The sequence below is a fragment of the Melioribacteraceae bacterium genome, from assembly GCA_035362835.1.
Classification (GTDB): Bacteria; Bacteroidota; Ignavibacteria; order Ignavibacteriales; family Melioribacteraceae; genus DSXH01.
The window spans coordinates 925,637-951,366 of the sequence record DAOSDY010000001.1 but is presented as its reverse complement, the minus strand read 5'-3'; the positions used below and the strand labels follow the sequence as shown (position 1 = coordinate 951,366).

16 protein-coding genes are annotated in these 25,730 nt (G+C 40.4%); 8 read left to right on the top strand and 8 right to left on the bottom strand.

What is annotated here, in order from left to right; genetic code table 11:
• Nucleotides 1-2 precede the first annotated feature (2 nt).
• The gene (locus PLZ15_03970; GenBank protein HOI28894.1) at nucleotides 3-509 is read right to left on the bottom strand and encodes a DUF1648 domain-containing protein; all 507 of its coding nucleotides are present in this window, start codon (nucleotides 507-509) and stop codon (nucleotides 3-5) included.
• A 71-nt stretch (nucleotides 510-580) separates the two neighbouring features.
• On the bottom strand, nucleotides 581-1,039 hold the full coding sequence (locus tag PLZ15_03965) for a hypothetical protein (GenBank protein ID HOI28893.1): 459 nt from the start codon (nucleotides 1,037-1,039) through the stop codon (nucleotides 581-583).
• 139 nt (nucleotides 1,040-1,178) lie between these two features.
• On the opposite strand from PLZ15_03965, the gene PLZ15_03960 reads away from it, so the two are divergent.
• From PLZ15_03960 to PLZ15_03950, 3 genes are read left to right on the top strand one after another with little or no spacing between them, the layout of a single operon-like run.
• Complete coding sequence (locus PLZ15_03960) at nucleotides 1,179-1,643, top strand: hypothetical protein (protein ID HOI28892.1); 465 nt, start codon at nucleotides 1,179-1,181, stop codon at nucleotides 1,641-1,643.
• Nucleotides 1,644-1,655: 12 nt separating this feature from the next.
• The gene (locus PLZ15_03955) at nucleotides 1,656-2,165 is read left to right on the top strand and encodes a sigma factor-like helix-turn-helix DNA-binding protein (GenBank protein HOI28891.1); all 510 of its coding nucleotides are present in this window, start codon (nucleotides 1,656-1,658) and stop codon (nucleotides 2,163-2,165) included.
• Nucleotides 2,162-3,382 (top strand): FecR domain-containing protein, encoded by a 1,221-nt coding sequence (locus PLZ15_03950; protein ID HOI28890.1) that lies wholly within the window; start codon nucleotides 2,162-2,164, stop codon nucleotides 3,380-3,382. The genes PLZ15_03955 and PLZ15_03950 overlap by 4 nt, the downstream gene beginning before the upstream one ends.
• Before the next feature lie 8 nt (nucleotides 3,383-3,390).
• Here PLZ15_03950 and PLZ15_03945 read toward each other — a convergent pair whose 3' ends face one another.
• From PLZ15_03945 to PLZ15_03920, 6 genes are all read right to left on the bottom strand, one after another.
• Nucleotides 3,391-3,603: a hypothetical protein gene (locus tag PLZ15_03945; protein ID HOI28889.1), complete on the bottom strand. Its 213-nt coding sequence runs from the start codon at nucleotides 3,601-3,603 to the stop codon at nucleotides 3,391-3,393.
• A 334-nt stretch (nucleotides 3,604-3,937) separates the two neighbouring features.
• Complete coding sequence (locus PLZ15_03940; protein HOI28888.1) at nucleotides 3,938-4,378, bottom strand: hypothetical protein; 441 nt, start codon at nucleotides 4,376-4,378, stop codon at nucleotides 3,938-3,940.
• 114 nt (nucleotides 4,379-4,492) lie between these two features.
• Complete coding sequence (locus tag PLZ15_03935; GenBank protein HOI28887.1) at nucleotides 4,493-7,753, bottom strand: S41 family peptidase; 3,261 nt, start codon at nucleotides 7,751-7,753, stop codon at nucleotides 4,493-4,495.
• A 138-nt stretch (nucleotides 7,754-7,891) separates the two neighbouring features.
• A complete protein-coding gene (gene gatD, locus PLZ15_03930) occupies nucleotides 7,892-9,274 on the bottom strand; it encodes a Glu-tRNA(Gln) amidotransferase subunit GatD (GenBank protein ID HOI28886.1) in 1,383 nt (460 codons plus the stop codon).
• 87 nt (nucleotides 9,275-9,361) lie between these two features.
• On the bottom strand, nucleotides 9,362-11,272 hold the full coding sequence (gene gatE / locus PLZ15_03925; GenBank protein HOI28885.1) for a Glu-tRNA(Gln) amidotransferase subunit GatE: 1,911 nt from the start codon (nucleotides 11,270-11,272) through the stop codon (nucleotides 9,362-9,364).
• Nucleotides 11,273-11,427: 155 nt separating this feature from the next.
• Nucleotides 11,428-12,768, bottom strand: coding sequence for a PhoH family protein (locus PLZ15_03920; GenBank protein HOI28884.1), 1,341 nt, complete (start codon nucleotides 12,766-12,768; stop codon nucleotides 11,428-11,430).
• Nucleotides 12,769-13,223: 455 nt separating this feature from the next.
• On the opposite strand from PLZ15_03920, the gene PLZ15_03915 reads away from it, so the two are divergent.
• The 5 genes from PLZ15_03915 to PLZ15_03895 all read left to right on the top strand — a co-directional run bounded on the left by PLZ15_03915 (nucleotide 13,224) and on the right by PLZ15_03895 (nucleotide 25,705).
• The gene (locus PLZ15_03915) at nucleotides 13,224-16,010 is read left to right on the top strand and encodes a T9SS type A sorting domain-containing protein (GenBank protein HOI28883.1); all 2,787 of its coding nucleotides are present in this window, start codon (nucleotides 13,224-13,226) and stop codon (nucleotides 16,008-16,010) included.
• A 174-nt stretch (nucleotides 16,011-16,184) separates the two neighbouring features.
• Nucleotides 16,185-17,549 (top strand): NAD-dependent succinate-semialdehyde dehydrogenase, encoded by a 1,365-nt coding sequence (locus PLZ15_03910; protein HOI28882.1) that lies wholly within the window; start codon nucleotides 16,185-16,187, stop codon nucleotides 17,547-17,549.
• 86 nt (nucleotides 17,550-17,635) lie between these two features.
• Entirely contained in the window at nucleotides 17,636-18,220 is a 585-nt protein-coding gene (locus tag PLZ15_03905; GenBank protein HOI28881.1) for a DNA-3-methyladenine glycosylase I, read from the top strand.
• 193 nt (nucleotides 18,221-18,413) lie between these two features.
• The gene (locus PLZ15_03900) at nucleotides 18,414-18,827 is read left to right on the top strand and encodes a hypothetical protein (GenBank protein HOI28880.1); all 414 of its coding nucleotides are present in this window, start codon (nucleotides 18,414-18,416) and stop codon (nucleotides 18,825-18,827) included.
• 341 nt (nucleotides 18,828-19,168) lie between these two features.
• The gene (locus PLZ15_03895) at nucleotides 19,169-25,705 is read left to right on the top strand and encodes a FlgD immunoglobulin-like domain containing protein (protein ID HOI28879.1); all 6,537 of its coding nucleotides are present in this window, start codon (nucleotides 19,169-19,171) and stop codon (nucleotides 25,703-25,705) included.
• Nucleotides 25,706-25,730 lie beyond the last annotated feature (25 nt).

Here is a 25,730-nt window from a genome sequence, read left to right as displayed (position 1 = left end):
AGTTAATGTTTTTCAATTTTATTAAAACGAAGAGATATTTTTATAATGATGAATATGATCGAGATTAGAAGTATAACCAGATAGATCCAGACCGAGTCCCCGATGTTGTAAGTTCTTTTAATATTTGCCGAGTAGATTTCGCTGAAAACAAATACCATGAACAGGATTGATACAATTCCAATCCAGCTTAAATAATTTCTGATGCTTTCAATAGATTCCTCTCTCCTTGATTTTTCAAGCCAGTAGGATTTATTGGGAAGATTAATCATGTTGTCGGGAATTTTGTTTATCAACACTACAATTATTACAAAAATTGATATCATGATTGAAACGACACTGTAGTAGGTTATCATTAAGGACGATTTACTTGTCCAGCCGTCGGCTTCGCCGGAACCGTTAAAATGAGAGGCAACGAGATCCGGAAGCTGATTAATAAATAACAGCGGCATTGTCAGCGAAATAATTGACGATACAATTAATAAGAGGATTGACAGCCTGTTGATGTTCATAAGACCCGGAAATATATGCACTAAAATCCGCAAAAATACTGTTATTGAAAAGAGCGGGAAATAATTATTCCCTATTCATTATCAATTGCTATTCCGAACTGCTCCAGGTGGTGTTGAAAATGCTTCCTGTGGAATATTTCCCATTCGTCCTTATTCAGATCTCCGAAAGTTGCATTTGTAGTAGTGGCATCGGGATTCAATTCAAAAAATCTGTAATGTTTGTCAACCTCTTGTTTCAAAACCGATAGAGCTTCTTCGATGCTTCCGTATTCAAGAGGAAGAAGGTCTTCTCCTATAAGGGGATTTATGAAGTTTTTCGGAAGAGGCCGGCTGCTCATTAAAAATTTTTTTAGTGTGGAAATTTTTTCTTCCGGATTGAAGCATTCAACAATCAAGCTGCCGTTACCCATTCTAACGGCAAGGATCAGATGTTCTATCATATGCCGGGGAGTCATCTTTCCCCAGAGCGGTTTTGTTTCCGCAGATAGTTTTTCCAGATGTTTTATCAAATTGAGAATTTTATTTTTCATATGCGGGCTTTCTAATAATTAAATTTCTTTTGTCAACCTAATTAATGGAACAAACTAAATCAACCGCCCGCCCCCTCTACTAACCTTTTACAAAGACAGAAAATACAAATCAACTTTTTCCTTGAAGTAGTGTCTATTTATGTTTATCATAACAACCGTAGATTTTATATACAAAATTGTATTAAATAAAAGTCAGTTACTAACAAATCCCGATAATAATATGGGCTCCCAGCAGATATTATTAATATTAGTAGGTGTTATAGTTGTAGGACTCATGATAATTGCAGGAATTTCATTTGCAAATAATTATTATGAGACCTCTAATAGGGACCAGCTCATATCAACATTAAACGATTTATCCCTTCTGGCACAGCAGCACTTTAAAAAACCGGAGGCCCAGGGGGGCGGTGGAGGGACCTATACGGGGTTTTCATTACCCCGTCAGTTCAGAAGAACCACGGCGGGAAATTTCTCTGCAACCGTTCGTTCAAACCGGGTTTCCTTTACGGCAACCGGCAAAGAAATTGGCCGTAACGGAAGAACAGTTGTAAGAGTAACCGCGCGAACAGATAAGAATGGAATAAGAATAACAATTGTGAACTAAATAAAACTTAACTTGGAAAACGAAAACACTAATTATGTTTCATATCTGGTCGAACTGTCGCAATCCGGCAGAAAGAATGCATATTTCGATCTTTGCGAAATCAACCTTAGAAATATTTTCACGGTAGCATACCGGCTCTATCCAGAAGCTGACCGCGCGCAGAAAATTACTCTTAAAACCCTGCTGATTGCGTGGGAGAACATAAAATCATTCGATGTTAAAAATTCATTTGCACTCTGGCTGAAAAGTCTGGCTGTTAAATCCGCAATCCGGGAGCTGAATAAATACGGCGATTCTCTGAAACCCGCTATTGATAAAACGATTTATGCTCACGAGCACGAAAAAATTGAGAACATGATTATTAATCTTCCGAATGAGGATAGGATTATTTTTATACTCCACGACCTGGAAGGATACGATTACGAGGAAATAAAAAATTTCCTGGAAGATAAGTCGGCGGACGAGATAAAATCCCGCCTTCTTGAAATACGCGAAAAATTAATGTCTAAGATGGGTCTATGAACTGCGAAGAAGTTAAAATAAGTCTTCATGATTTTGTTGATGAGCTTCTGGATGAAAACCGAAAGAAGGAGGTCGAATCTCACATTCGGTCCTGTAATTCCTGTTTTGCCAAATATAAAAGAATCCGGAAATTTTATGATAAACTTAAAAATCTTCCTTACACAATTGATCCCCCCGAGGATATAATAAATCAGCTCTCGGAAGAACTACTTAAGAAAGCCGTTGCAGATTCAAGAGCGGAACAGGATCGGCCTAAAGTAAATGTTAAAAAAATTAAACGGGAACAGCTAAAACAGGAAAAGATTTTAAAACAGTCTAGAGGAGTAGTTAGAAAAAGTAAAGTAACAAGATCAATTTTCGCAACCAGGCTTGCAGTACCCGCAGTTTCAAGATTCTCTCTGGATCTTAAAAAAACCTTGTTGACTCTTCTTCCGCTTGTACTTATAGCCGTTGGATATTTCATTTATGATTTTATGCTTATCAATTCACCTTGGAAAGTAAGGACTGTTAGCGGGAATGTTTTAATTAACGGTCAGGTAAGTATGTCCGATCGATGGGAAGAAGGAGAGAGTCTAGTAACGGATCAGAATGCAAAAGCGGTTATAAATGTACCTAATACCGGAAGGATTGAAGTAAGTGAAAATTCCCTGCTCGTACTTAAAAAAGCAAAGGATGGAAGTAATAAAATTAAGCTGGTGAATGGAAATATAAGAATTATTAACAGTAATCCGATGCCAAGTCTCACCATCGAATTAAATAATGCCGATATAATTGATAGAGGCGGCACATTTGAATTATCTGTTGATGAACAATTAATTGCCAGTGTTCAGGTTGAATTCGGATTTATTGAAATCGAACAAAAGGGAAGAGTTTATCTCGTCGATGAAGGATACATTTGTGAGATGCATCCGAATAAGCATCCCGGTACTCCGTACCGTTTTGATGCATCTGATCTGTTGAAAAGTGAAGTGGCCAAATTCGATTATCAGAATGGCGGTGATCAGTCGGTCGAAACTATCATCGGTTCGGCCGGTGAGAGAGATATGCTTACCCTTCTTGCATTAATAACGCGGACATCGGAACCATACCGGTTGCTTCTGTTTAATAAAATCGCTTCTTATTACCCGCCGCCGCCGGATGTTACAAAGGAAGGAATCGGCAAGCTTGACAACAACATGCTCGAAAGCTGGTGGTTTGAAATCGAGTGGCAGATTTAGCAATAAAATTATTCTGTACCAAGTATTGTTCTGTCAAGTACACCGGCTTCGTAATCTCCGCTCTTTATCCTGGCAATTATATAAAGCATCGCTAAACCGATCGGACCGGAAATAAAACCGATTAGAAACCAGTTCTTAGGAAATCGATCGAACTTAATTGCGGCTTTTGAGCAAAGAGTGCCGAATACCAATCCAGTAATAGCTATAAATAATCCCGCCATATTTTTCTCCTTTTTGAATGTAATTATATGAGAAAGGAATCAAAGAAAGGTTAACAAATTGTTAAGTTATTGATAAGAAATTGTTAAGGAGAATTGAAGGCTAAAGGATCCGTTCACAAATAATCATTTTTTCAAAAAAAATTAACAAATATTAAAAGGTACCTTTTTTTGTATAGAAAAATTTTTGGATTTGATTTTTTAACTGACTTAATAATATTTGACCCGTCACTGCGGGAGATCTCTTTCGGGAGAAGAGATGGTTGTGGTGAAGTTAATTCATAAGAAAGGGTTAATAACCGCAATCTCCGGTGCTTGTACGGAGGCCGCAGTGACATTATAATAATAGCAGACTCATCATGAATGCCTGAATAAGCAGGTCCGGAATACCGGTCAACTCACCGATACTCTTAACCCGAAACCACCAGCATTCTTCAATTTTGTTATGAAGTATACCTAAGAGAATCTGTTTATTTTTTTTATAAGCCAGTAATTCATTTCTGCTCATACCGCTTGCAATTTCATCTTTTGTAAAGATCTCAAGATCATTTTTTTCTTCCAGCAATTTTCTCATCATGTCGATTTTAAAATGATCCGATCCAATTATTGATTTTAATTCCAGAATCGATTTACCCGGTATTGAATCGTGTTCTTTTTTAATTGTAATCTGTTTTATTGTATCGATTACAGAAAATTTTTTTGATGAGTCGGTTTTTGTATCGGTTACCTGGGCAAAGAGGGGAGCGGTGATTATGATAACGAATAATAATTTCTTCACACATGAATGAATTTTGTGCTTTTCTTATACTCGTTAAAGGAGGATCTGTTCCGGATGAGAATTAAGAAAGATCCTGAAGGACACCGGTGCGCCTTCAGGATCTATTAAAGATGATTATTTGCCCGAATCGATTTGTTTTAACAATTCGTCCACAGCCGTCTTCAACTGCTCGTCAATCCCCTTGGAAATCCAGTCGATTGAGTTTTCGATTATTATGTCTGGAACTGCAGGACCGAGTTCCTGGTTCATGTCAGTCGCTTTTGTATACCATCCTCTAAGCGGCAATCGAACGAATGAGCCGTCAATTAATCCTTTTCCGCCTGTCGAAATTACCGAGCCGTTAGTCGGGTAGCCAACGAGCTTTCCGATTCCGAGAGTCTTGTAAGCATGAGAAAAGATTTCAGCGTTGGAATAACTCCCCTCGTTGCATAGAGCAATTGAAGGTTTCATCCATGCAGCGAAGACAAGTCTTTCGCCTGTCGGGTAATAATCGCGGAATTTGAGTTTATCCTTTTCCGGATCATTGCTCGCACCGCGCGGAATAGTATATGCATGCTGCTTGTAGTTGAGAACGGTCATCAGATAATCGGTAGTAGAACCGCCGCCGTTGTAGCGGACATCAATAAGCAATCCGTCTTTGCCGTAACCTGCCGCTGTAAGTTCTCTTTCAAAAACTTCAAAGCTCGGAAAATCCATTCCCTGAATATGAATATACCCGAGTCTCCCTTTCGAATATTTATCAACAAGTTTCTTCCTTTCTGCAACCCACTCAGAATACATTAACTGCCTTAAGGAAGCTGCGGGACGTATAACCACTTCTCTTTCTTTACCGTCTTTACCTTTAACTGTAAGAAGAGTTTTTTCATCGACTCTATTATTCAATAACTCGTAGAAGTTTTTCTCCTGATTGTATTCAATTCCATCGACAGATGTTATAATATCGTCGACAAACAATTTGCTTGCCGATTTATCAGCTGGCGAATCAGGTATTATGCGCAGTACTTTCATTCCGTCATTCACGGGTGTCAATTCAACTCCAAGAAGACCGGTTGTTTCTCTCTGTGTTTCAGCACGGTCGGGTGCCATAAATCCCATATGACTGGCATTCAACTCGCCGAGCATATTATTGAACATATCCCTAAGATCATTATTATTTGAAGCAATCAGGCATAAATCACGGTACTTGTCGCGGAGGGCATCCCAGTCATATCCGTGAAATTTCGGATCGTAGAAACCATCTCGGATTGTCCGCCATGCTTCTTCGAAGATCTGAATTCTCTCGGCAGGATAATCGATTTTCATCTTAGCCGAATATGGAAGCGGTTCTGGTTTATCGGCTTTAATATCATGTCTTGTAATAGAACCGCCGGTTTTCATATAGTATAGATATTTTCCTTCCTTATCAATACTGACATTCATCGGGTTGGATCCGCCCTTTGTCATTTCTTTAAGATCCTTACCGTCCCACTTAACACTGTAGAGATCTCTTCCTCTTGCCGTACTGCTTTGAGCTGTATAGAAAAACGTTTCGCCATCCTTTGATATCACAAGATTTCCTTCGTTACCCGGCAGGCTTGTAACCTGAACAATTCTTTCATGAATACGGTCGAAATCGATCCGGATCTCTTTTACTTTCGGTCCCTCTTTCTTTGATTTATCGTCTTTGGATTTGTCATCCGCCGGTTTTGCGGGAGCCGGTTTATCGGCAGCCGGCTCTTTTTCGTCCCAGTCCTGACGCGTTTTCTCCCAGTCGTCTTTCTTCAACCAAACAAACCAAATATCGGTATTTCTGTTATTGCGTTCGGAAGTAAATCCGAGTTTAGAACCGTCGGCACTCCAGAAGGGCTGACCGTCAGATCTCGGGTGCATACTAATATTTACCGGTTTGGAGGAATTATCGGCGGCCTGTATAAATACTTCATCGTTGAAATAGAGATCGTTTAATGAATAGGCAAGCCATTTATCGTCCGGACTCCACATAATGCTATTGGGAACATTCCATCCCGAGTGAAGAACTTTTTCGTTCGATAATCTGCCGTCGGGCGCAATATCGGCAACGATCAGTTCTTTTACGTCCGAAGCACGTATAAAAGCTATCTGTTTTCCGTTATTTGAAATAACCGGCGATAATTCATCTTTACCGGTTTTAGTAATCCGGCTTACAGAATGCTTCAGAGAGGTTACAAGGTTCGGTTGTTTTGGATCAGCCGATCTGATAAGATAAAGTTCAAAATTATTGTCTTCTCTGTCGGAAGTGAAGATCAGTGTTGTATCGCTAAGCCATGCGAAATCGGAATCGCGGTAAGGCGACTCTGATACATTAATGCTTCTCGACTTATCCTTATCAACTTCTTTAACAAATATTTCGCCGCGGATAGAGAATGCAAGCAGCTTGCCGTTTGGCGACACTTCGTAACCAGCCGCGCTGTTGTTGAATGTCTTTAACTCTACCGGATCAAAACGGTCGTCTGCGCTGATTACAACATCAACTTTCCTTGCCGAACCGCCGGAAGTCTTTAATATGAAGAGATTTTTTTCCTGCTCATAGACAATGCTGGATCCGTCGGCAGAGAGTGAAAAATACCTTATCGAATGCTCTTTAACATTAGTAAGCTGTTCGGGTTTGCCTGAAGCTTTTCCGTTGTCGTCAATTTTTAATTTGTAGATATTATAATTGCCTGAAATGGAACTCATGAAGTAGATTGTCCTGCCGTCGCTCCATTGAGGCATAATATCATTTGTTTCAAAGCTGACAATCTTGGAATATGTTTTTGATTTTGTATCGTAGAGCCAGATGTCCCTGTTGGATGGTCCTTTATAATCCTCTCTAAATACAGGATTTATATCGCCGCGAACGAAGGCAAGAAATCTTCCGTCGGGTGAATAAGCCGGATCGAATCCTACAGCATCAAGAATCCGCATTTCGGTTCCGCCTTTTGCAGAGACGGAATAAACCTCCTGAGGCCGTTCGATCTGATTGAATTCCCGGTTGGTGGAGAATAATATGTCACCCTCTTTCGTCCAGCTCGAAATATTATCCGGAGCCGAATGATAAGTTAGACGTTTCGGCATTCCTCCGTCAACCGGCATAACGAATATATCGCTGTTACCATAGCGGTTGCCTGAGAATGCAATGAATTTCCCGTCGTAGGAAAACTTAGGATTGGCTTCGTAAGCCTCATGTATAGTTAATCGTGTGGCTCTTCCCCCGGTTGAAGGGACGGTCCATATATCCCCCTGATATGAGAACGCAATTTTTGAGCCGTCGTTGTTCAATGCCGGAAATCGCAGCAGAAGATCCTCCTGTGCGGAAACTGAGAATGAAAAAAGGAAAAAATAAAAGAAGAATAGACAGAGATAAAGTACTCGTTTCATCGAGACCCCCTTTAGTTAACGGTTCGGCAAAAATAAAATTTATTGGCGTGATGGGCAAAGGGCTCTTTTCGTACATTCTAAGATTGAACTAGGTTTGTAATTAGAAAAAAAGAGATTTATAAGAGTAAACCTTTACAATTATTTCACATACTTCGAAATAAACTCTTCAACCTCCGGAAGACCGCCCTGGTAAACCAGGTATCCATTGCTCGGTTCACGTTCTGTAATCTCGCCTGCGATCGGAGTAAGCATAATATCTTTAACTTTCTGCGGATCGTTTGTCTGGCCGAGAGCCCAGCACAATTTCATATAGGCAACTTCGGGCAGCATATTAGCTGCGGGTATTACGCCGAGTTCCATCATGTCCCGGCCGGTATCGTAAACGTACATCTGAACAAATCCCCATAAAGTCTGCACGGTCATATAAATCGCTATTCCTTTTTCGTGAGCGCGCTTGAGGGACGGATAAAGAGGCTTGTTTACGTGTCCGAGTCCCGTCCCGGCAATTACTATTCCTTTATAATCGTTATCGATAAGTGAATCGATTATATCCGGCATCATGTTGGGATAATAATAAACGATGCTTACCTTTTCTTCGAAAGCTGTATTGATCTTAACATTCCGGTCTTTGCGTCTCCGCTTGTAATCCTGCCTAAGTGGTGTAATCTCCTCGCGGCTAACTTTAGCAATGGGAATATCACCTATTGTGCGGAAAGTGGATCTGTAACTCGAATGCATTTTGCGAACCCGTGTTCCGCGGTGAAGCAATCCGTAATAATCCGATGTGGGTCCGAACATACAAACCATTACTTCGGCTATATCGCTCTCCGCCGCGGTCTTAACGCTGTGCATCAGATTAAGCGCTGCATCTGAGGAAGGCCTGTCGCTCGATCTCTGCGACCCGACCATCACAATAGGCACCGGCGACTCCTGAACCATAAACGAGAGAACAGCGGCAGTGTGATGCATGGTATCTGTACCGTGGCCTATTACAATTCCGTCGATTCCTTTTTCAATTTCCCTGCCAATTGCCTGCGCGGTTCCCATCCACTGATCGGGGCCCATATTCTCGCTGAAGACGCCGTATAATTTTTCGGTTTCGAGGTTGCAGAAGTTAGCAAGTTCCGGAACGGATCCGTAAAGTTCTCCGGGCGAGAATGCGGGTATAACCGCCCCGGTTCTGTAATCGAGACGGGACGCTATAGTACCACCGGTTCCGAGGAGCTTAACATTCGGTTTTGAGGCATCTTTCGGGAAATCCTTTTCGGGAATTTTATAATGAGCTTCCTTCCGTCCTCTAATTTTTATGTCTGTTACATTTTCAGCTGCGACACCAATGTTATAACCAATCGGCATTTTAATTACTATATGAAACTGATCTGCCGTTTCAGAACGGGGCAGAATTATTCCTTTGTAAATTCCTTTTGTCGTTTCAATTTCAACATCACTCCAAACCTGAGCACCGAAATTCTTAAGAGTTGAAAGCGCTTTTCCACGGTAGCCTTTGTAATCTTCAGCCATAGTTTTTCCTCTGCGGTCTTTGCGGAAAACTCTGCGATCTCTGCGTGGAAATCTTTATTGGAGTTCACACGGAGAACGCCTGAGCCGCTAGGACAGGTTTATTATTTTTTCTTTTACGATTTTCCCTTCAACATTTATTCTTACTTTGTTCATCGTTATTCCAAGCAGCAGATCATTTTTTTTCTCTTCATTAAAAAACTTAATCTTCCCGATCTCATTTCTTGATTGGTATATTATTTCATCAAGTTCTGATGATGTAACGGGTTTTGGAAGTAATTCAGGATAAAATTTTCCTTTTAAAATTGATTTCTGCATAACTGTAAAAATACCGTAACGTGAAAGGAGTCCATCCTTGAATGCAAGGAAAATATCCTTCATTATTTCGGGCGTGAGAAGTTTAACATCGTAATTCAATTTTTTTAGTCTTTTCGGAAATTGAATAAGGGCAACAGCAGCGAGCGTTGGATCGATCTTTAACTCGTTAACAAGAATTTTAAAAAGTCCTGAGAATTTCGAAATTGACAATTCATTAATTGTGTCGTCGGGTATTCCGAGATTTTGGTACCATGCTTCGCTTGTCCAGAACTTGTCGGGGAGATTCCCGCGCAATTTTTTAAGCATTGTGTCTGTTATTTTGGTGGGCGGCAGATCGGTGTCGGGATACATTCTGTCGGCACCCGGAAGTATCCTCTCGAATCCGTTCGTACCATCACGCAACGCCTGACGTGTTTCTGAAGGAACGCCTATAGTTGCCTCGCGTGCACGGATAATAATCTCTTTCACCGCCATATCAGTATCCGGTTCATTTCCCCAGACAAGAACAATAGTATCGTTATCCGTAGCGTTTACATTCCGTTTAATATTCTGCCATTCAGCCGAGAGAAGATTATCGCCGCGGCTGTCCGAATGAATTATATTCGGTATTGAAGTAAGACAGGCAATTACACGTACACGGTCGGAGATCTCTTTAGAGAAATATGTATCGGTCTGTGTCTGCCAGTTGAGCAATCCGGCGAAACCTTTAAGGACTACGCATTTGATTTTTAATCCCTGTTCAATTGCGTTTCTTACCGGCTGATAATGTGCCTTCTTAATAATTCTTGTTACGTCGGCTGAAGCCGACTGAAATGTTTCATTTGTAATTCCCCGCTTGTGAAGCTCTTCGCGGAGACGCAGTAAGTTCCACTGACGCATAGCTTCGTTATATGTGAGAATCGGGATTCTCCCGATCTTTGGGACGCCTTTTATTTCGATTCGCGTTCCGCCTTCAACACTCACGTTAACGTCTTCCCGCGCACTTCCAATACCCCGTCTTACTTTATTTGTACTTCTTACAACTTTAGCGCAGATCTTCGCTACCTCGGCAACTTCAGAAGGTGTTCTCATATCCGGACCGGTTACTGTTTCTATTAAAGGCATACCGAGTCTGTCGGTTAAATAAACGCGCGTGTGGCCGGAGTCGGAAACTTCGCGGCAGGAATCCTCTTCAATCGACATCTGTACGATATTAATGGTTCTCCCTTTATATGGAATTTTTCCGTTGAGGGCGAAAATCGCAGTACGTTGAAACCCTGTTGGAATACTTCCGTCCAGATATTGCTTCCGTGCGATATGAAGTTCGTCCACAATGGCGCAGTCGAATAACATTCCGCTTTCAAGTGCTATGTTCAATGCTTCTTCGTTTATTAGGAAAGGAGGAGTATCATCCATTTCGTATGTACAGACTGTATCCCGGTTGATTCTGTAAATTATATCTTTCTTCGTTTTGAATTCCATAAGCGCGGTGCCGTCGTATTCACCCAGTTCCGAAAGCGTAGGGCGCATGTGCCTTAGGATCTCAGCGTGATATTTTGTGCTGTATTGACCGGCGGGGCAGCGGCAGAATAATTTTTTGTCTGTCATTAATTGTTGATGGATCTCGAGACCGGATTTAAAACCGACGGTTTCATAATCCTTATCAGTCATTTCTTCGAACGGTTTGAATAAAAAATCTTTCATAAAATTTTGGCCCCGGGGGATTGGTGGCGGTAAGAATAGAAGTCTTTTTTAATCGGCATATAACAACAAGAAAATTATGGCTAACGAAAACTTATTCAGAGATGCCTAAATAAGCAAACCAAATTAATTCCGAAAGTAAAATGAAAAATGTGCTATTATAATAAATTGCTTGCCAGTTCGGCAAGTTCCGATCTCTCACCCTTTTCCAGATTTACATGAGCATAAAGCTTCTGGCCTTTAAAGTGTTCAATTAAGTAAGAAAGACCATTCGATTGTGAATCGAGGTAAGGGTGATCGATCTGATATATGTCGCCGGTCAATACGATTTTTGCCCCTTCGCCGGCGCGCGTAATAATAGTTTTTATTTCGTGAGGAGTGAGATTCTGAGCTTCATCAACTATGAAATAGATCCTCTGAAGACTTCTTCCCCTTATGTAGCTGAGCGGTTCAATAACCAGTTTTTCTTCTTTAATCATATTGTTGATGAGCTGGTAATTTTTATCCGTCTCGGGGAATTGATCCTGAATTACTTTCAAATTATCCCATAGAGGCTGCATATACGGCGCCAGTTTACTCTCGACATCTCCCGGCAGATAACCGATATCTTTGTTGCTGAGCGGAACTACCGGCCGGGCTATATAGATCTGTCTGTAATTTTTTCTAACCTGAAGTGCGCTTGCAAGAGCGAGGAGAGTTTTACCCGTTCCGGCTTTGCCTGTCATTGAAACAAGCGGAATATCCATATTGCACAACGCATTTACCGCAAAGGTCTGCTCCGCGTTGCGCGGTTTTATTCCGTATACAATCTCTTTATCGATCTTCCTGAATTTGTCAAGATCGTTTGAAAGAACGGTTAAAACCGAGCGGCTGCTGTTCCGCATTATATAATATTTATTAGGGACTGCATCCGTTTTAATTTTTCTGATAATTTGTTTTGCCGGGACTTCGAACGGTGCCTGATACAATTTTTGCAGAATATCGTCGTCGAAATTCTCTGTAACTTCTTTGCCGCTGTAAAGTTCTTCAACATTTGTAACGCGGTCGGTTGTGTAATCTTCCGCAGGAATTCCGAGTGCTTTCGCCTTCATGCGGAGATTTACATCTTTACTGATCAGAATAATTTTCAGCCGGTCCTTATTGTTTTTTGATGCGTCAAGAGCAGCGCTAAGGACACGGTGATCAACGTTATCATCCCTGAAAACATCGTGGATCTCTTTCGATAATCCCTTGGTAATTACGATCCGGACTTTTCCCCGTCCGCGGCCAAGCGAAACGCCGCCGTTGAATATTTCATTACCCGTAATTGAATCTAGTGTGCGGGCGAACTCCCGCGCGTTCAGGTTGATTACCTGATTTCCCCTTTTAAAATGATCCAACTCTTCTATTACTGCAAGAGGAATTATTATGTTGTTTTCCTGGAAATGATGAATACAGGTAGGATCGTGAAGAATTACGTTTGTATCGAGAACAAAAGTTTTTGGATTAGCTTTTCCCATAAAGAACAGTTGTTAGTTGGAGAATTTTTCTCAGTTATCTTGTTTCGAACTTACAAAAAATTTTTTTTAATCGAAATCTATTGTATAGAAATATCCCCGTTAAAACCGGCACTCGATTGGCGAAAAAATTAAAAGTAGATTCCGTAAATGACTTTGAAGCATGTTCAGACTTAATTTACTTGATTGTCTGTGCTAACGGTATTTAAGTCGAGTAAAATATACTTGAGCATAGAAACCGGCAGGAAACCACTCCATCCCGAGAAAAGGCGGTTTTGTAATTTAAATTAGTGTGATTTATCTCAATTCCGGAACACAGGATTGGAATAATTGAATATGATTATTGACATAAATATTTGTAAACGTTACATTTACCATGAATTCAAAGGCAAATGTATAAAATCGGTTGCCTCTCCAGGGTGCTTATAAAATAGATCAAATTCTAAAGGCAAATCAAAATGAGGGTATTGATTTCCTGCCTTCTTTTTATTTTTTCCGCTGCAGCCGTCTATCCGCAGGACAATAATCCGCCGGTACTTGATTCATTTTCATTTACGCCGGATTCGGCTTCTCAAAGCGATAATATAAAAGTTCTATTCAATCTTACTGCTCATGATATTGATAATATAATTGAAAAGATAATTGTCGAGTTTAAGCCTTCCGGCGGCGGGAGCAGCAAATCTCAAACATTCAGCAAGCTGGATCTTCAGTCGGTTGCGCTTCAGGGGGAAATCGATTTTGGAAATAATCCCAAAACAGGATTTTGGTATGCAACTATTTACTTGGAGGATTCAGAAAAAAACAAGACAACAATTACAGAAAGCGACCTTACTGCCAGGGGTATTAACCCAACTTTTAAAATATTTGAAAATACCGCGGCCGATTCAAGCCCGCCTGAATTAAAAAATTTTTCATTCAACCCTGCAGAGATAGATCTTGCATCCGCGGATCATTCAATCGATTTTACAATTGAAGTAACGGATGATCTAAGCGGCGTTGAAGAAGTAACCGTTGAATTTCTTCCACCGGGAAACGGCGGAAGTAAATCGGAAACATTCAGGAAAGTAAACTTACTTACAGCGACACTAACCGGCAGTATCGATTTCGGCAATCAACCATCAACCGGTATCTGGAAGGCATCAATAACTCTGAAGGATGTAGAAGGAAATCAGGTAACGCTATCATCCGAGCAGATAGGAACAAAATTCCCGTCAACATTTGAGATAAAAGAAACAGCAGATAACAATCCTCCGGAGTTGAAAGGATTTGCTTTCAATCCACAGGTAATTGACCTCTCCTCATCGGATCATTCAATCGATTTCACAATTGAAGTAACGGATGATTTGAGCGGAGTAGACGAAGTAACCGTTGAATTTCTTTCACCGGGAAATGGCGGAAGCAAATCGGAAACATTCAGGAAAGTAAACTTACTTACAGCGACACTAACCGGCAGTATCGATTTCGGCAATCAACCATCAACCGGTATCTGGAAGGCATCGATTGCAATTAAGGATGTTGCGGGAAACCAGCTTACGCTTTCATCAGAAGAAATAGCCGATAAATTTCCCTCGACTCTAGAGGTTAAGGAAACGACTGATGTTACGCCACCGGAACTAATAAATTTTTCGTTTTCACCCTCAATCATTGATCTCACCTCTAATGATCATTCGGTCACGTTCTCAATTGAAGCATCCGATGATTTAAGCGGCGTTGAAGAAGTAACTGTTGAATTCCTCCCGCCCGGAAACGGCGGAAGTAAATCGGAAACATTCAGGAAAGTAAACTTACTTACAGCGACACTGACCGGCAGCATTGATTTCGGTAATAATCCCGCTATCGGAACTTGGAAAGCAAGCATTTCTGTTAAAGATGCCACAGGCAACGAATCCGTTTTTAATCCTGAATCGCTTTCATCAAAGAGTTTACCGTCCTCGCTTGAAATTATAAAAACCAAAGACTCGACACCGCCGGATCTGGTTGAATTTACAATTTCTCCGGAAGTTGTTGAGCTGAGCAGTTCCAACACTTCTGTAAATTATAAAATATCTGTGACGGACGATCTAAGCGGAATAAGTGAAGTAAGCATAATTATTATTCCGAACGGTAGCGGAGGAAACACGGTTGAAAAAATTACTAAGATTAACAGTCTTGCTGCAGAACTTTACGGCAAAATTGATTTTAAGAACAGTAAAGAAGGGAAATATTATATTGAAGTGCAGCTTGAGGATAATGAACGAAACCTGAAAACATATTCAAGCAAAGATCTTACGGACGCCGGTTTTATATCTGAAATTATCCTGACAAACTCGAAAGACAGTGAGCCACCGAAGCTTGTAAAATTCGATTATACTGTAAACCCGCAGAACTCTAATAATGATCTTTTCATTATCAATTATGAGATCAAAGTTACAGATAATCTGAGCGGAATCGACGAAGTAAAAATTATGCTCGATCCTTCCGATAAGAACGGCGGAAAGTTTATCAGGTTCAATAATGTCGGATCCAGCATTTTTGAGTACAAAGGAAGTTACGAGTTAAAAAACCCGAAGCCTGGCGAGTGGACTGTAAGTATCTCTATTACCGATAAAGAAAGAAATGAAATCATTCTTAGTCCGGCCGACCTGCTTAAAGCCGGAATTAATTCAACATTTTTAATTGCCGGCGCTAAACAGCTCGTTCTTGTTTCACCCTCATCTGGCGAGAATATCGAGATCCCTGGAAATTTTGATATCGTTTGGGAAAGTACGGGCTTGGAAAAGATAAATATAGATTACTCAACCGACGATGGAGCAGCCTGGAAAACACTCAACAGTAATCTTGCCACTCTAAACAGGAGGCAAAACTGGGCGCCAGCCTTTACAAGATCTCTTCGTGTTTTGCTTCGTATTTCCGATTCTGAGGATGCCGGCTTATCAGATACACATTCTTTCAATTTAGTATATAAGACTACGACTTCAGTGAGCGATGAACAGGAAATTCCTGCCGGCGATTTTCTCTTTCAGAATTATCCGAATCCTTTTAATCCCTCAACACAGATTGTATATACTTTGAAACAGGAATCTAATGTTATTTTGAGCATCTATAATATGATCGGGGAAAAAGTTGCCGAGCTTGTAAATGCTTTTCAGCGTCCCGGTAAGTACTCGGTCGATTTTGACGGAAACGGATTAACAAGCGGATTTTATTTCTATCAACTTAAAACCTCTACTTTTATTCAATCCCGCAAAATGCTTCTTCTCAAATAAAAACCGGTAATTGTTTAATCTTTTTAACCGGGTAATTTTTTTCACTATCTAGCTTAAAAAAGTACTGATCGAAATTATGTATCAGAATTCGTAATTTCAGATCAGTTTTATTGGTTGTCATGAATGTGAGTAAAAATTTTGAATAGATTTTAAGAATCAATTCGGGGAATAGAAATGCCAATTCAAACAATTAATCCGGCGACCGGGAAAATCGAAAAAACATTCAATGCATTTACAAATGATGAAATCCGGAATTCGATCGATGAATCTCACCAAGCCTTTCTCGGCTGGAGCAGAGTAGAATTTTCTGAAAGAAAAAAACTGATGAAGAACGCAGCAGAAGTAATGCGTTCCAAGAGAGACGAATATGCTTTTATTATTACAACGGAAATGGGAAAGCCTGTAAAACAATCGATTTCCGAAGTTGAAAAATGTGCCTGGGTATGCGACTATTATGCCGAGAATGCAGAGACAATTCTAAAAAAGGAAATTGTTTCTACTGATGCATCCGAGAGTTATATTGAATTCAATCCGTTAGGTGTAATACTGGCGGTAATGCCCTGGAATTTTCCGTTCTGGCAGGTTTTCAGGTTTGCCGCTCCCTCTTTAATGGCAGGAAATGTCGGACTGCTTAAACATTCTTCGAACGTGCCTATGTGTGCTCTGGCAATAGAACAGATCTTTTTAAATGCAGGTTTTCCGAAAAATGTTTTCAAATCTCTTCTGATCGGTTCGGAACCGGTAAAAGAAATTATTAGAAATCCTAAGATTAAAGCTGCTACACTAACCGGAAGCGAACCGGCCGGCCGAAAAATAGCAGAAGCCTGCGGAAAGGAACTTAAGAAAACTGTGCTTGAGCTGGGAGGAAGCGATCCGTTTATTATACTCGATGATGCCGATCTGGATATGGCCGCTGAAACCGCAGTTACTGCCAGATTAATTAATAACGGCCAAAGTTGTATTGCCGCAAAGAGATTTATTGCGGTTGAAAAAATTTATGATCTGTTCCGTGAAAAATTTGTGAAGTCGATGGAGAGTGTTAAAGTTGGCGAACCGATGGATGAAACGACAGACCTCGGTCCGATAGCCCGCGAGGACCTGCTTTATGAACTTGATGCACAGGTAAAAGATTCTATTGCCAAAGGAGCTTCTCTTCTTACCGGCGGGAAAATTCTTCCCGGAAGAGGATTTTATTATGCACCAACTATTCTCGATAATCTCTCTAAAGGAATGCCGGCATACGACGATGAAATCTTCGGTCCGGTTGCTTCACTTATAAAGGCCTCTAATGACCAAGACGCAGTTCGCATTGCGAATGATTCTGATTTTGGCCTTGGGGCATCCCTCTGGACTTCGGACAGGAACAGGGCAAGAAAGATTGCTTCAGAAATTGAAACCGGTTCAGTGTTTGTAAACGGTATGGTTAAGTCGGATCCGCGTCTGCCTTTCGGTGGAATTAAAAATTCCGGTTACGGAAGAGAACTCTCTCATTACGGAATAAAAGAGTTTGTGAATATTAAATCGGTCTGGATAAAATAAAAACCGGTTCCAGATTATTTGCGGTTAAGAATAATCGATGTACTGATAAATAGATTTATAAAATATAATTTGTATAAGTGCAGTTTATGAATAATCCGGGAAATTTAATAAGATGCAGCTGGGCAGGCAGCGATCCGCTCTATTGCAAATATCACGATGAAGAGTGGGGGATTCCGGTGCACGATGACAGAAAACTGTTTGAAATGTTAATTCTGGAAGGTGCGCAGGCCGGATTAAGCTGGATCACCATTCTGCGCAAGCGCGATAACTACCGCAAAGCTTTTGGCAATTTCGATCCACATATTGTTGCCAGATATAATTCTAAAAAAGTAAAAGAACTCATCAAAAACGAGGGGATTGTTAGGAATCGACTTAAAATCGAATCGGCCGTCCATAATGCCAAAATTTTTCTTGAAATTAAAAAATCCTTCGGTTCTTTCGATAATTATATCTGGCAGTTTGTTGATTTTAAGCCGGTGAGAAATAATTGGAAACGTGTAAGTGAAATACCGGCTAAAACAGAAGTATCGGATCGGATGAGCAAGGATTTGAAGAAACGCGGATTCAAATTTGTTGGATCTACAATTTGTTATGCATTTATGCAGGCGGTTGGTATGGTTGATGACCATACGTCAGACTGTTTTAAATATAGAAACCGGAATAACGCATAAAATCCAATCTATAAAAATCTTTCACGTAAAAGTGCTGCTTTATCAAACTAGAATTTTTCATTCATGTAAACTTTACAATTCATTTTAAATTAAACTTTCTTCACTCCACCTCGATAATTAGTCAGAAGTTATTTTGCGGGGTAGCAGAATTGAATCCCCGCCTTCGATTAAAAACTATAAATGGGGGGGAGCCTTGAAAAAGGTGCTTGTAATCTATTTAATAATATTTATAACCGGTTGTAGTTATGAGAATCCGGTTGAACCGGACAGTAACATAAACTATTCCGGTGAGTATCAGACAAATCTTGAAGAGACCAACACCGTAATTTTATACATGTATCATGACGGGAAAATCTCCATTTCGGGTTCAGGTAACTGGAACGGATTAACATTCATTTTTACCGGGACGGTTATGAACAAGCATGCGGTATTGAATTTTTCTCTGAAGAAGACAAATATTGGCGACCTGGAAGGATCGATTGACGGATTCTTTGATGTTCACGGGAAATTTCTGGCCGGCGGATATACTTTAAGGAATGAATATAATATTCTTCAAAACTCAATCAGTTTTAAACTGGTTTCGAAAGTAGTTTCTCTTAATAAGTAATTCATTCCAAGAGTTTTAATTTCATAATAAAAAAATCAGACGGCAGCCTTGTAAAATCAATGCGGTAATGCCGCCAACCATTACATTATTTTATAATTAGTTATCCGGTTATCTGAAAAAATTCAAAGTGGTGTGACGAAAATTAAAACGATAATAAAAAGTGTTTACATTAGTCACTTATCTTGCTAAGTTGTTTTAGAGCTTATACTATTTATGATATTGATCGGGTGTATTTTTATCAGACAGTATAATTTAATTCATTTTTAATTTTTTTTAGAAAGCAGTTACTACTTTCCTATCCGACAAAACCTATTTTAATAAATCAGCCATAAGAGGGAAGAATGTCGGCAAAGGCTTTGTACTTTGTTCACATCTTTTTCTTGGTTGTATCGGCAGGCATTTCTCAAACCAACGTTCAGGGCACTATCAACGCAAATACTACTTGGATTTTATCCAATAGTCCTTATAATCTAACCGGGTCTCTTACTATAAGAGACGGAGCAACTCTTACTATTGAAAACGGTGTTGAAGTAAGGTTCACAACCTCATCTTATATCACGGTCGGTTCAAGCTCTTCATCCCGGGGATACCTGAATGCTTCAGGTACTACATTTACTGGTTTACTTTCGGGTGACGCCAGGATTTATTTCAAATCAAATTCAAGTCAGGGCACTTTCAATAATTGTTCATTTAATAATACTTATCTCTGGATAGAGAAGAGTGAAGTTACACTCAACACATCAGTTTTTAGTAATTGCGTCTATCCTGTTGTTCTGGAAGACGGAGGCCGACTGACCCACAGCAGTATGACTTTTGAATCGAGCAATACGAATTATGGAATTCAATTCAAAGGTACACTATCAACGGATTATACGATGACCAATAACGGTTTTCCCTATTTTATTGATAATCTGACGGTCAACAGCGGTGCGACATTCGCAATTGAAAACGGTGTCGAAGCGAAGCTGACTTCTTCCACGGCAATTACCGTGGGGTCCAGTACATCTTCAAGAGGGACATTAAATATTTCGGGTGCACTCATTAAGGGAGCTTTAACTTCGGATTCAAAGATATATTTTAAAAGCGGAGCGAGTTCAGGGACTGTAAACAATTCGAATTTTGACAACGCATATCTGCTTGTTGAAAACAGCGAAATAGATGTTTCAAAAACCAAGTTTGCAAGCGTTATTAATCCGATTATGCTTGAAGACGGCGGTACCGTTAATGTTTCTGATATAACTTATGATGCAAATGTTCTTTATCCGGGACTCGGATTGCAGGGAAGCTTAAAAACCGATTATACACTCACTAAAGCATTATCTCCGTTTTATATAAACAATCTTACAGTCCGCGACAATTCAACGCTCACGATAGAATCACAAACCGAAGTATATTTCACTTCAACAACCGGTATCACCGCAGGTTATAGTGCAACTTTAAAAGGGACCATAATCGCAAACGATGTTCGCTTTACAGGGTTAACCAGCGGAGATGCATCAATTCAAATCAAATACAATTCTGCTTCCCGGTTAACAAATTGCTCTTTCAATAATTGTTTTATAAACATAGACAATTCTTTGCCGGAGATAAGTAATTCCCGTTTTACACAATGTACATATGCAATCACAACGAGGAATAATGCCAATCCCGTTCTCCTCAATAATGATTTTTATAACAACTCATTTGCAATAAAAAACTACAGTGCTGCCGGGATAACCGCCGAGAATAATTTCTGGGGCGATCAGTCGGGACCCACGCATACCGACAATCCGAACGGTTTTGGTCAGAAGGCTGAAGGACTTATTGATTTTCAGCCGTTTGCCGCAACTCCGTTTAACGGTACAATAATGCCAGCAACCGTTATCTCAAACATTGATTTTAACGATGTGGTTGTCGGTGCCTATTCTGAACAGACAATAAAATTTATCACAAGCAACGGCAGCATTGATCTCTTTATAAGCAAGATTGAAACAGACAACCCTTCATTTACGATCAGTTCCTCGACAAGTTATTGGGTAGCAAAAGCCGAGACAATATCAGTAAAAATTAAATTCATGCCTCAGAATCAGGGAGCTGTAAACGCCAATCTTATCATTCATATAAATAAGCAGGGGAGTACGCCGCTGGTTATTCCATTAACCGGCAGAGGTGTGTCGCCTTTGCTTGCAACTCCGCTTCAGTTAAACTTCGGTCAGGTCGATTTGAAGAATAATAAAACACTGTCGCTGAGTATTAAGAACAGATCCACCAGAACAGTCACGATTGATTCAATTAAAATAACAAACGGGAAATTCTCTTTTGTCCTCGGCGTGAGCAGCAGTATGCTTCAGTACGATGAACTTTACGGTACACCCTTGGAAGATATATCTGCGAATACTCTGGAAACAGCGTCCCTCTTTTCACTATCAGCCGGTAAAACGAAAGAACTGGTTGTTACTTTTAAACCGGTTAATAGAGTAGTGGAAAACGGAATTCTTGAAATATATTATAACACGAATAAAAAAGATGAGATCGGTTTAACGGGAGAGGGATTTGCTTCTCCGTTGTCTGTCAGAATTCCGAGTCTGAACTATCAGAATTTCCCCTTTCTCTTTTTAAATGTAGCAGTCGATACATTTAATGTAAGCATTCCAACATTAATCCAGAATAATTTTGAAGTATATGAGAACGGAATACCTCAGACAGATAATTTTTCCGTATCGCCTCCCGGCGAAGGTGCCGGCTCAAGATTGACCGATATAATTTTCATAATGGATAACAGCGGCAGCATGGGAGACGAACAGGCGGCGGTTTCAAACAATGTGATTAATTTTGTTAACAGTCTGGCGAATTCCGGTGTCGATTATGCACTCGGTCTCTGCAGGTACGGTTCATCGGCAAGTTCCGGAAGTCCTATCGTAGAAGATAATGGCATACTTACGTCCGACCCTAATTATTTTAAGGATAACATCTGGATCAGAAATGTTACAACAGGTGGAACCGAACCCGGTTACTATGCAATAAAACAATCGGCCGCGTCATTCGCTTTCCGGCCCGGTGCGCAGAAAATATTTATAATTATTACAGACGAAAATCCTGCGCAGGGTACAGTCACGATCGATGAAGCAATCTCTGCGTGCGTTGAAAACGGAATAACACTATTTGCATTAACAAACGGAACGCTTGTAAGTAAATTTACACCGATTACAAACGCAACAAACGGGGAGATTTATGATATAAGAGCGGACTTTGCACAGATACTGGATTTTATTTCAAATATCATATCAACAAATTATCTGGTTCAGTACAAATCATCCGATCCCCTGGCTAATAATTCCAACAGAGAAGTAGTGGTTCTAGTCAATTATCAAGCTTCAACAGCATCGGATACAGTCTATTATAATCCGGGTTCGATACCGAAAATTCAGAGAACCGATTCAACACTGGCTTACCATACTCAGGCATGGGTCGAAGGAACATCATTTAATATAACAGTCATTGTTACAGACGAAATTGAGCCGTTCGTACAATCCGTTAATCTATTTTATAAAGCGACAAATCAGAATTTTTTCGCAAGCATTGCAATGAATAAGCTGACAGGTAATAAATATGGCGTCACAATTCCGGTTGCTTCGGTAAGGGCACCGGGAGTTGATTATTATATAACGGCTTCGGACGGAAATATTACCGCATCGGATCCGAAAATGAATCCGTCTCAGAATCCGTACCAGCTGGCGATACTTCCGAATGTAGCCCCTGATATTCAGCACGATATTGTTGAGGCTGCTGCAAAAAACAATCAGATAAATATCAATGCGGATGTAACTGATAATACAAATAATGTTGCCGATGTTAAACTCTATTACAGAAAGTCCGGTCAGATTAATTATCAGCTTGCAGGGATGAATCTTACTCCGCCAAACACATATTCGGGTATAATACCACAGGCTTTTGTTACCGCTACGGATTTAGAATATTTTATAAAAGCAACGGATGATTTCGGATTAAGCACTCTTCACGGAACTGTATCGGCGCCTCACAGGATTACAATTGTCGCGTTAAATGTCCCTGCTCAAATCGATACTCTCGCAAAAGGTCCTTCAATAAAAGATGTTCAGGTTCCTGCGAACGGTGCCGGGTATTGTTATTTCAAACTAACCTCAAACGGTAGTAATGTGTTTTCTAATTCAACAGTTAAGGCACTGCTCTCTTCTCCTACAAGAGCTGTTAATGTTGAAGGGATCTTCCTGAAACCTGGCGTATTCCGGCTGGATCTTCCCGGATTTCTTTTTATCGATTCATTAATGACGTATATCCTTGGTAATGGTATAACCGTAAGCGATACATTCTATACTTTTAATGCTGCGCCATTTCAGATTCGTGTAAAGAAGATACCGTCGCCATTCCAGAGAACGTGGACAATTTTTGCCGGAGGAAGCGCCGGAGTTAGCGGTACGGCCGCTTCAATTGGCGTGGGCGTTTCGGCTTCTGCCGCAAAATTATCTGTTAAGGGAGAAGCGGGCGGCGGACTCGATATTCAGCTCGATCAGGATGACAATATTTTCCTCGACAGGCGACTTGAACTCGGAGTTAGTGCCGAAGTTCAGATTCCAAATGCAAATCTGGCTGTTGCTTCGGCAACTGTTGCTACAACATCTGCTACCGTAAAAACTTTTTTCGGTCAGAAGTTCGGATTTACCCAACTCGGTTTATCGCAGGATAAAATTAAAATGGCGCAGTCCGGATTTATGCTCGAGACCATGGCGATTGCAGGAATCGGATTGTCTCCCGGTGTCGGAGCCGTACTGGCCGCAATAGTGGAAACAATTAATGCTACAGGCGGGGTGATAACTACATTCGACGATGCTCTTGTAAAAAATTATCAGGGTCTTGGACTGGAGGGGAATCTTGGTGCAGGATTCAAATCTCAGTTTGCCGGTGTTGAAATCAATGCCCTCAATCCATCCATTGGCTCTGCAATGAATCTAAAATTCAATACTTTTTATGATCACCCTTCTGTGACCGACAATACCAAAGGATCCGTTGAATTTAGTCAGGCCTTCAATTTCAATTTTTCTGCTCTCGACTTTGGATTAAAGTCGAAAGATAAATTTGACCTGGGTGGCGGTAATTTTAGCCTGTTCGACGCAGGTGCGGGAGCTGAATTTTCCGCTGAAGTAAAACTCGATCCGTCTTTCGGATTTAATGGGCTCGGATTAACCTTTAAAGGCGGAGGCGGATTAAACCTCTTCAATGCATCAAGAAATACTTATTACAGCACTACTATCGGTCTTCCCAAAGAACTCTACCAGTCGATTGTTTCGTCGGGCAGTTCGATAATCGGACTTTTTACAAAGAACCGCGGCGTTCCGATTGGAACAGGTATTGTGAACGATGCTATTCAGACTTTTAAAAGCGTATACAGCAATATTACTTCTGTACCTATTGAAATTACCACCTCCGAAATTCAGGGGAATGGTTATGCTCTCAATTTCGGAATTGATCTAGACGTGGCATTTCTGATTGGTGTCGGTGTCTCTTTCGGAATCAACGGTAAATTCTACGACGAAATTATCTATCCCAGAAAGTATTCAAAAGTATATCTGAACGGCGAAAACTACCTAGTTTATACTAATAATTATTCAGATGTAATGAAGAGTAAGGAGTTCACAGGTGTGTTGGGAGATCTTTTCTCCGGTGTACTTCCTCTTATAAAACAGTCATTTCTAAATATTATTAATACACTGGAAACACTTGTAATTGCAGGAAGAAATTTTATTATTAATGTTGCGTCGACTGCGGGCAACACAATTGGTACTATTGTCGGAACCGCAACATCCGGAGGAACCTGGATTGCCTCAACTATTTCATCTAATCTGCCGGGATTTTATCAGGCGGAACCGTTTCAGCCTCCGCAATTTAAAAAGTTCAGCCGTTCAAAATCTGTGTATCATTCATCAGGTCCGGCAAACAGTAATCGCTTCACTCTCTACGAATCCAATCTTGTAATTACAAGTGATATAATGAATGTGGCATTCAAGAAGGATGGCGAAACAGTATTACAGGATACTATGGCGAATCCGTTTACGGTCAAGATGATTATCTATCCGGAGGATATGGCAAGATTTGATTTTTCTATGAACGATTCATCCAAAGTAAAAATCTATTTTTATGATAAGGATCTTCTTAACTGGGTTTATATAGGCGGAGAAGTAAAGGAAGACACTGTAATTGCGCAATCTAACCGCCTTGGCGAGTATGCGCTCGGAATTGAACTTACAAGCATTTCGGATAATGAAGCACCGGAAATAATTGATTACGGACCGGTTCAGAGCTCTGTGTGGAGCTCCTTTCCGGAAGTATATGCGGTAATAAGAGAAAATAAATTCGGCTCGGGTTTGGATCTGCTTAGGACTAAAATGCTGATTAACGAAACTGAAGTAGATTACCTGTTCGATCCGGGAAATTCCAGAATCTATATTCAGACTACGGGAGAAATGATCGACAGGATAGCAACAAACCGGGTTGAAATAACGGTCTATGACATCGCCGGAAATTTTTCAAAGATCAATTTCGATTTCAGAGCCAACATCACTTCTCTTAATGATGAAATACCAGAATACAAATATCAGCTGCACCAGAATTATCCTAATCCATTTAATCCGGTTACGCAAATCAGGTTCTCTGTTGCGCGCAGGGGAAAAGTTGAAATAAATATCTACGATGTAAAAGGCAGTCTTGTAAAAAAATTATTTAACGGCGAACTTGATGCCGGAGATCATTCCGTTGAATGGGACGGAACAAATAATCTGGAATACAAAGTTTCAAGCGGGGTCTATTTTTATCAGCTTAAAGCGGATAATTTTAATGTTGTGAAAAAGATGCAGCTAATCAAGTGAAAGATTTTTATTAAGATTATATTAG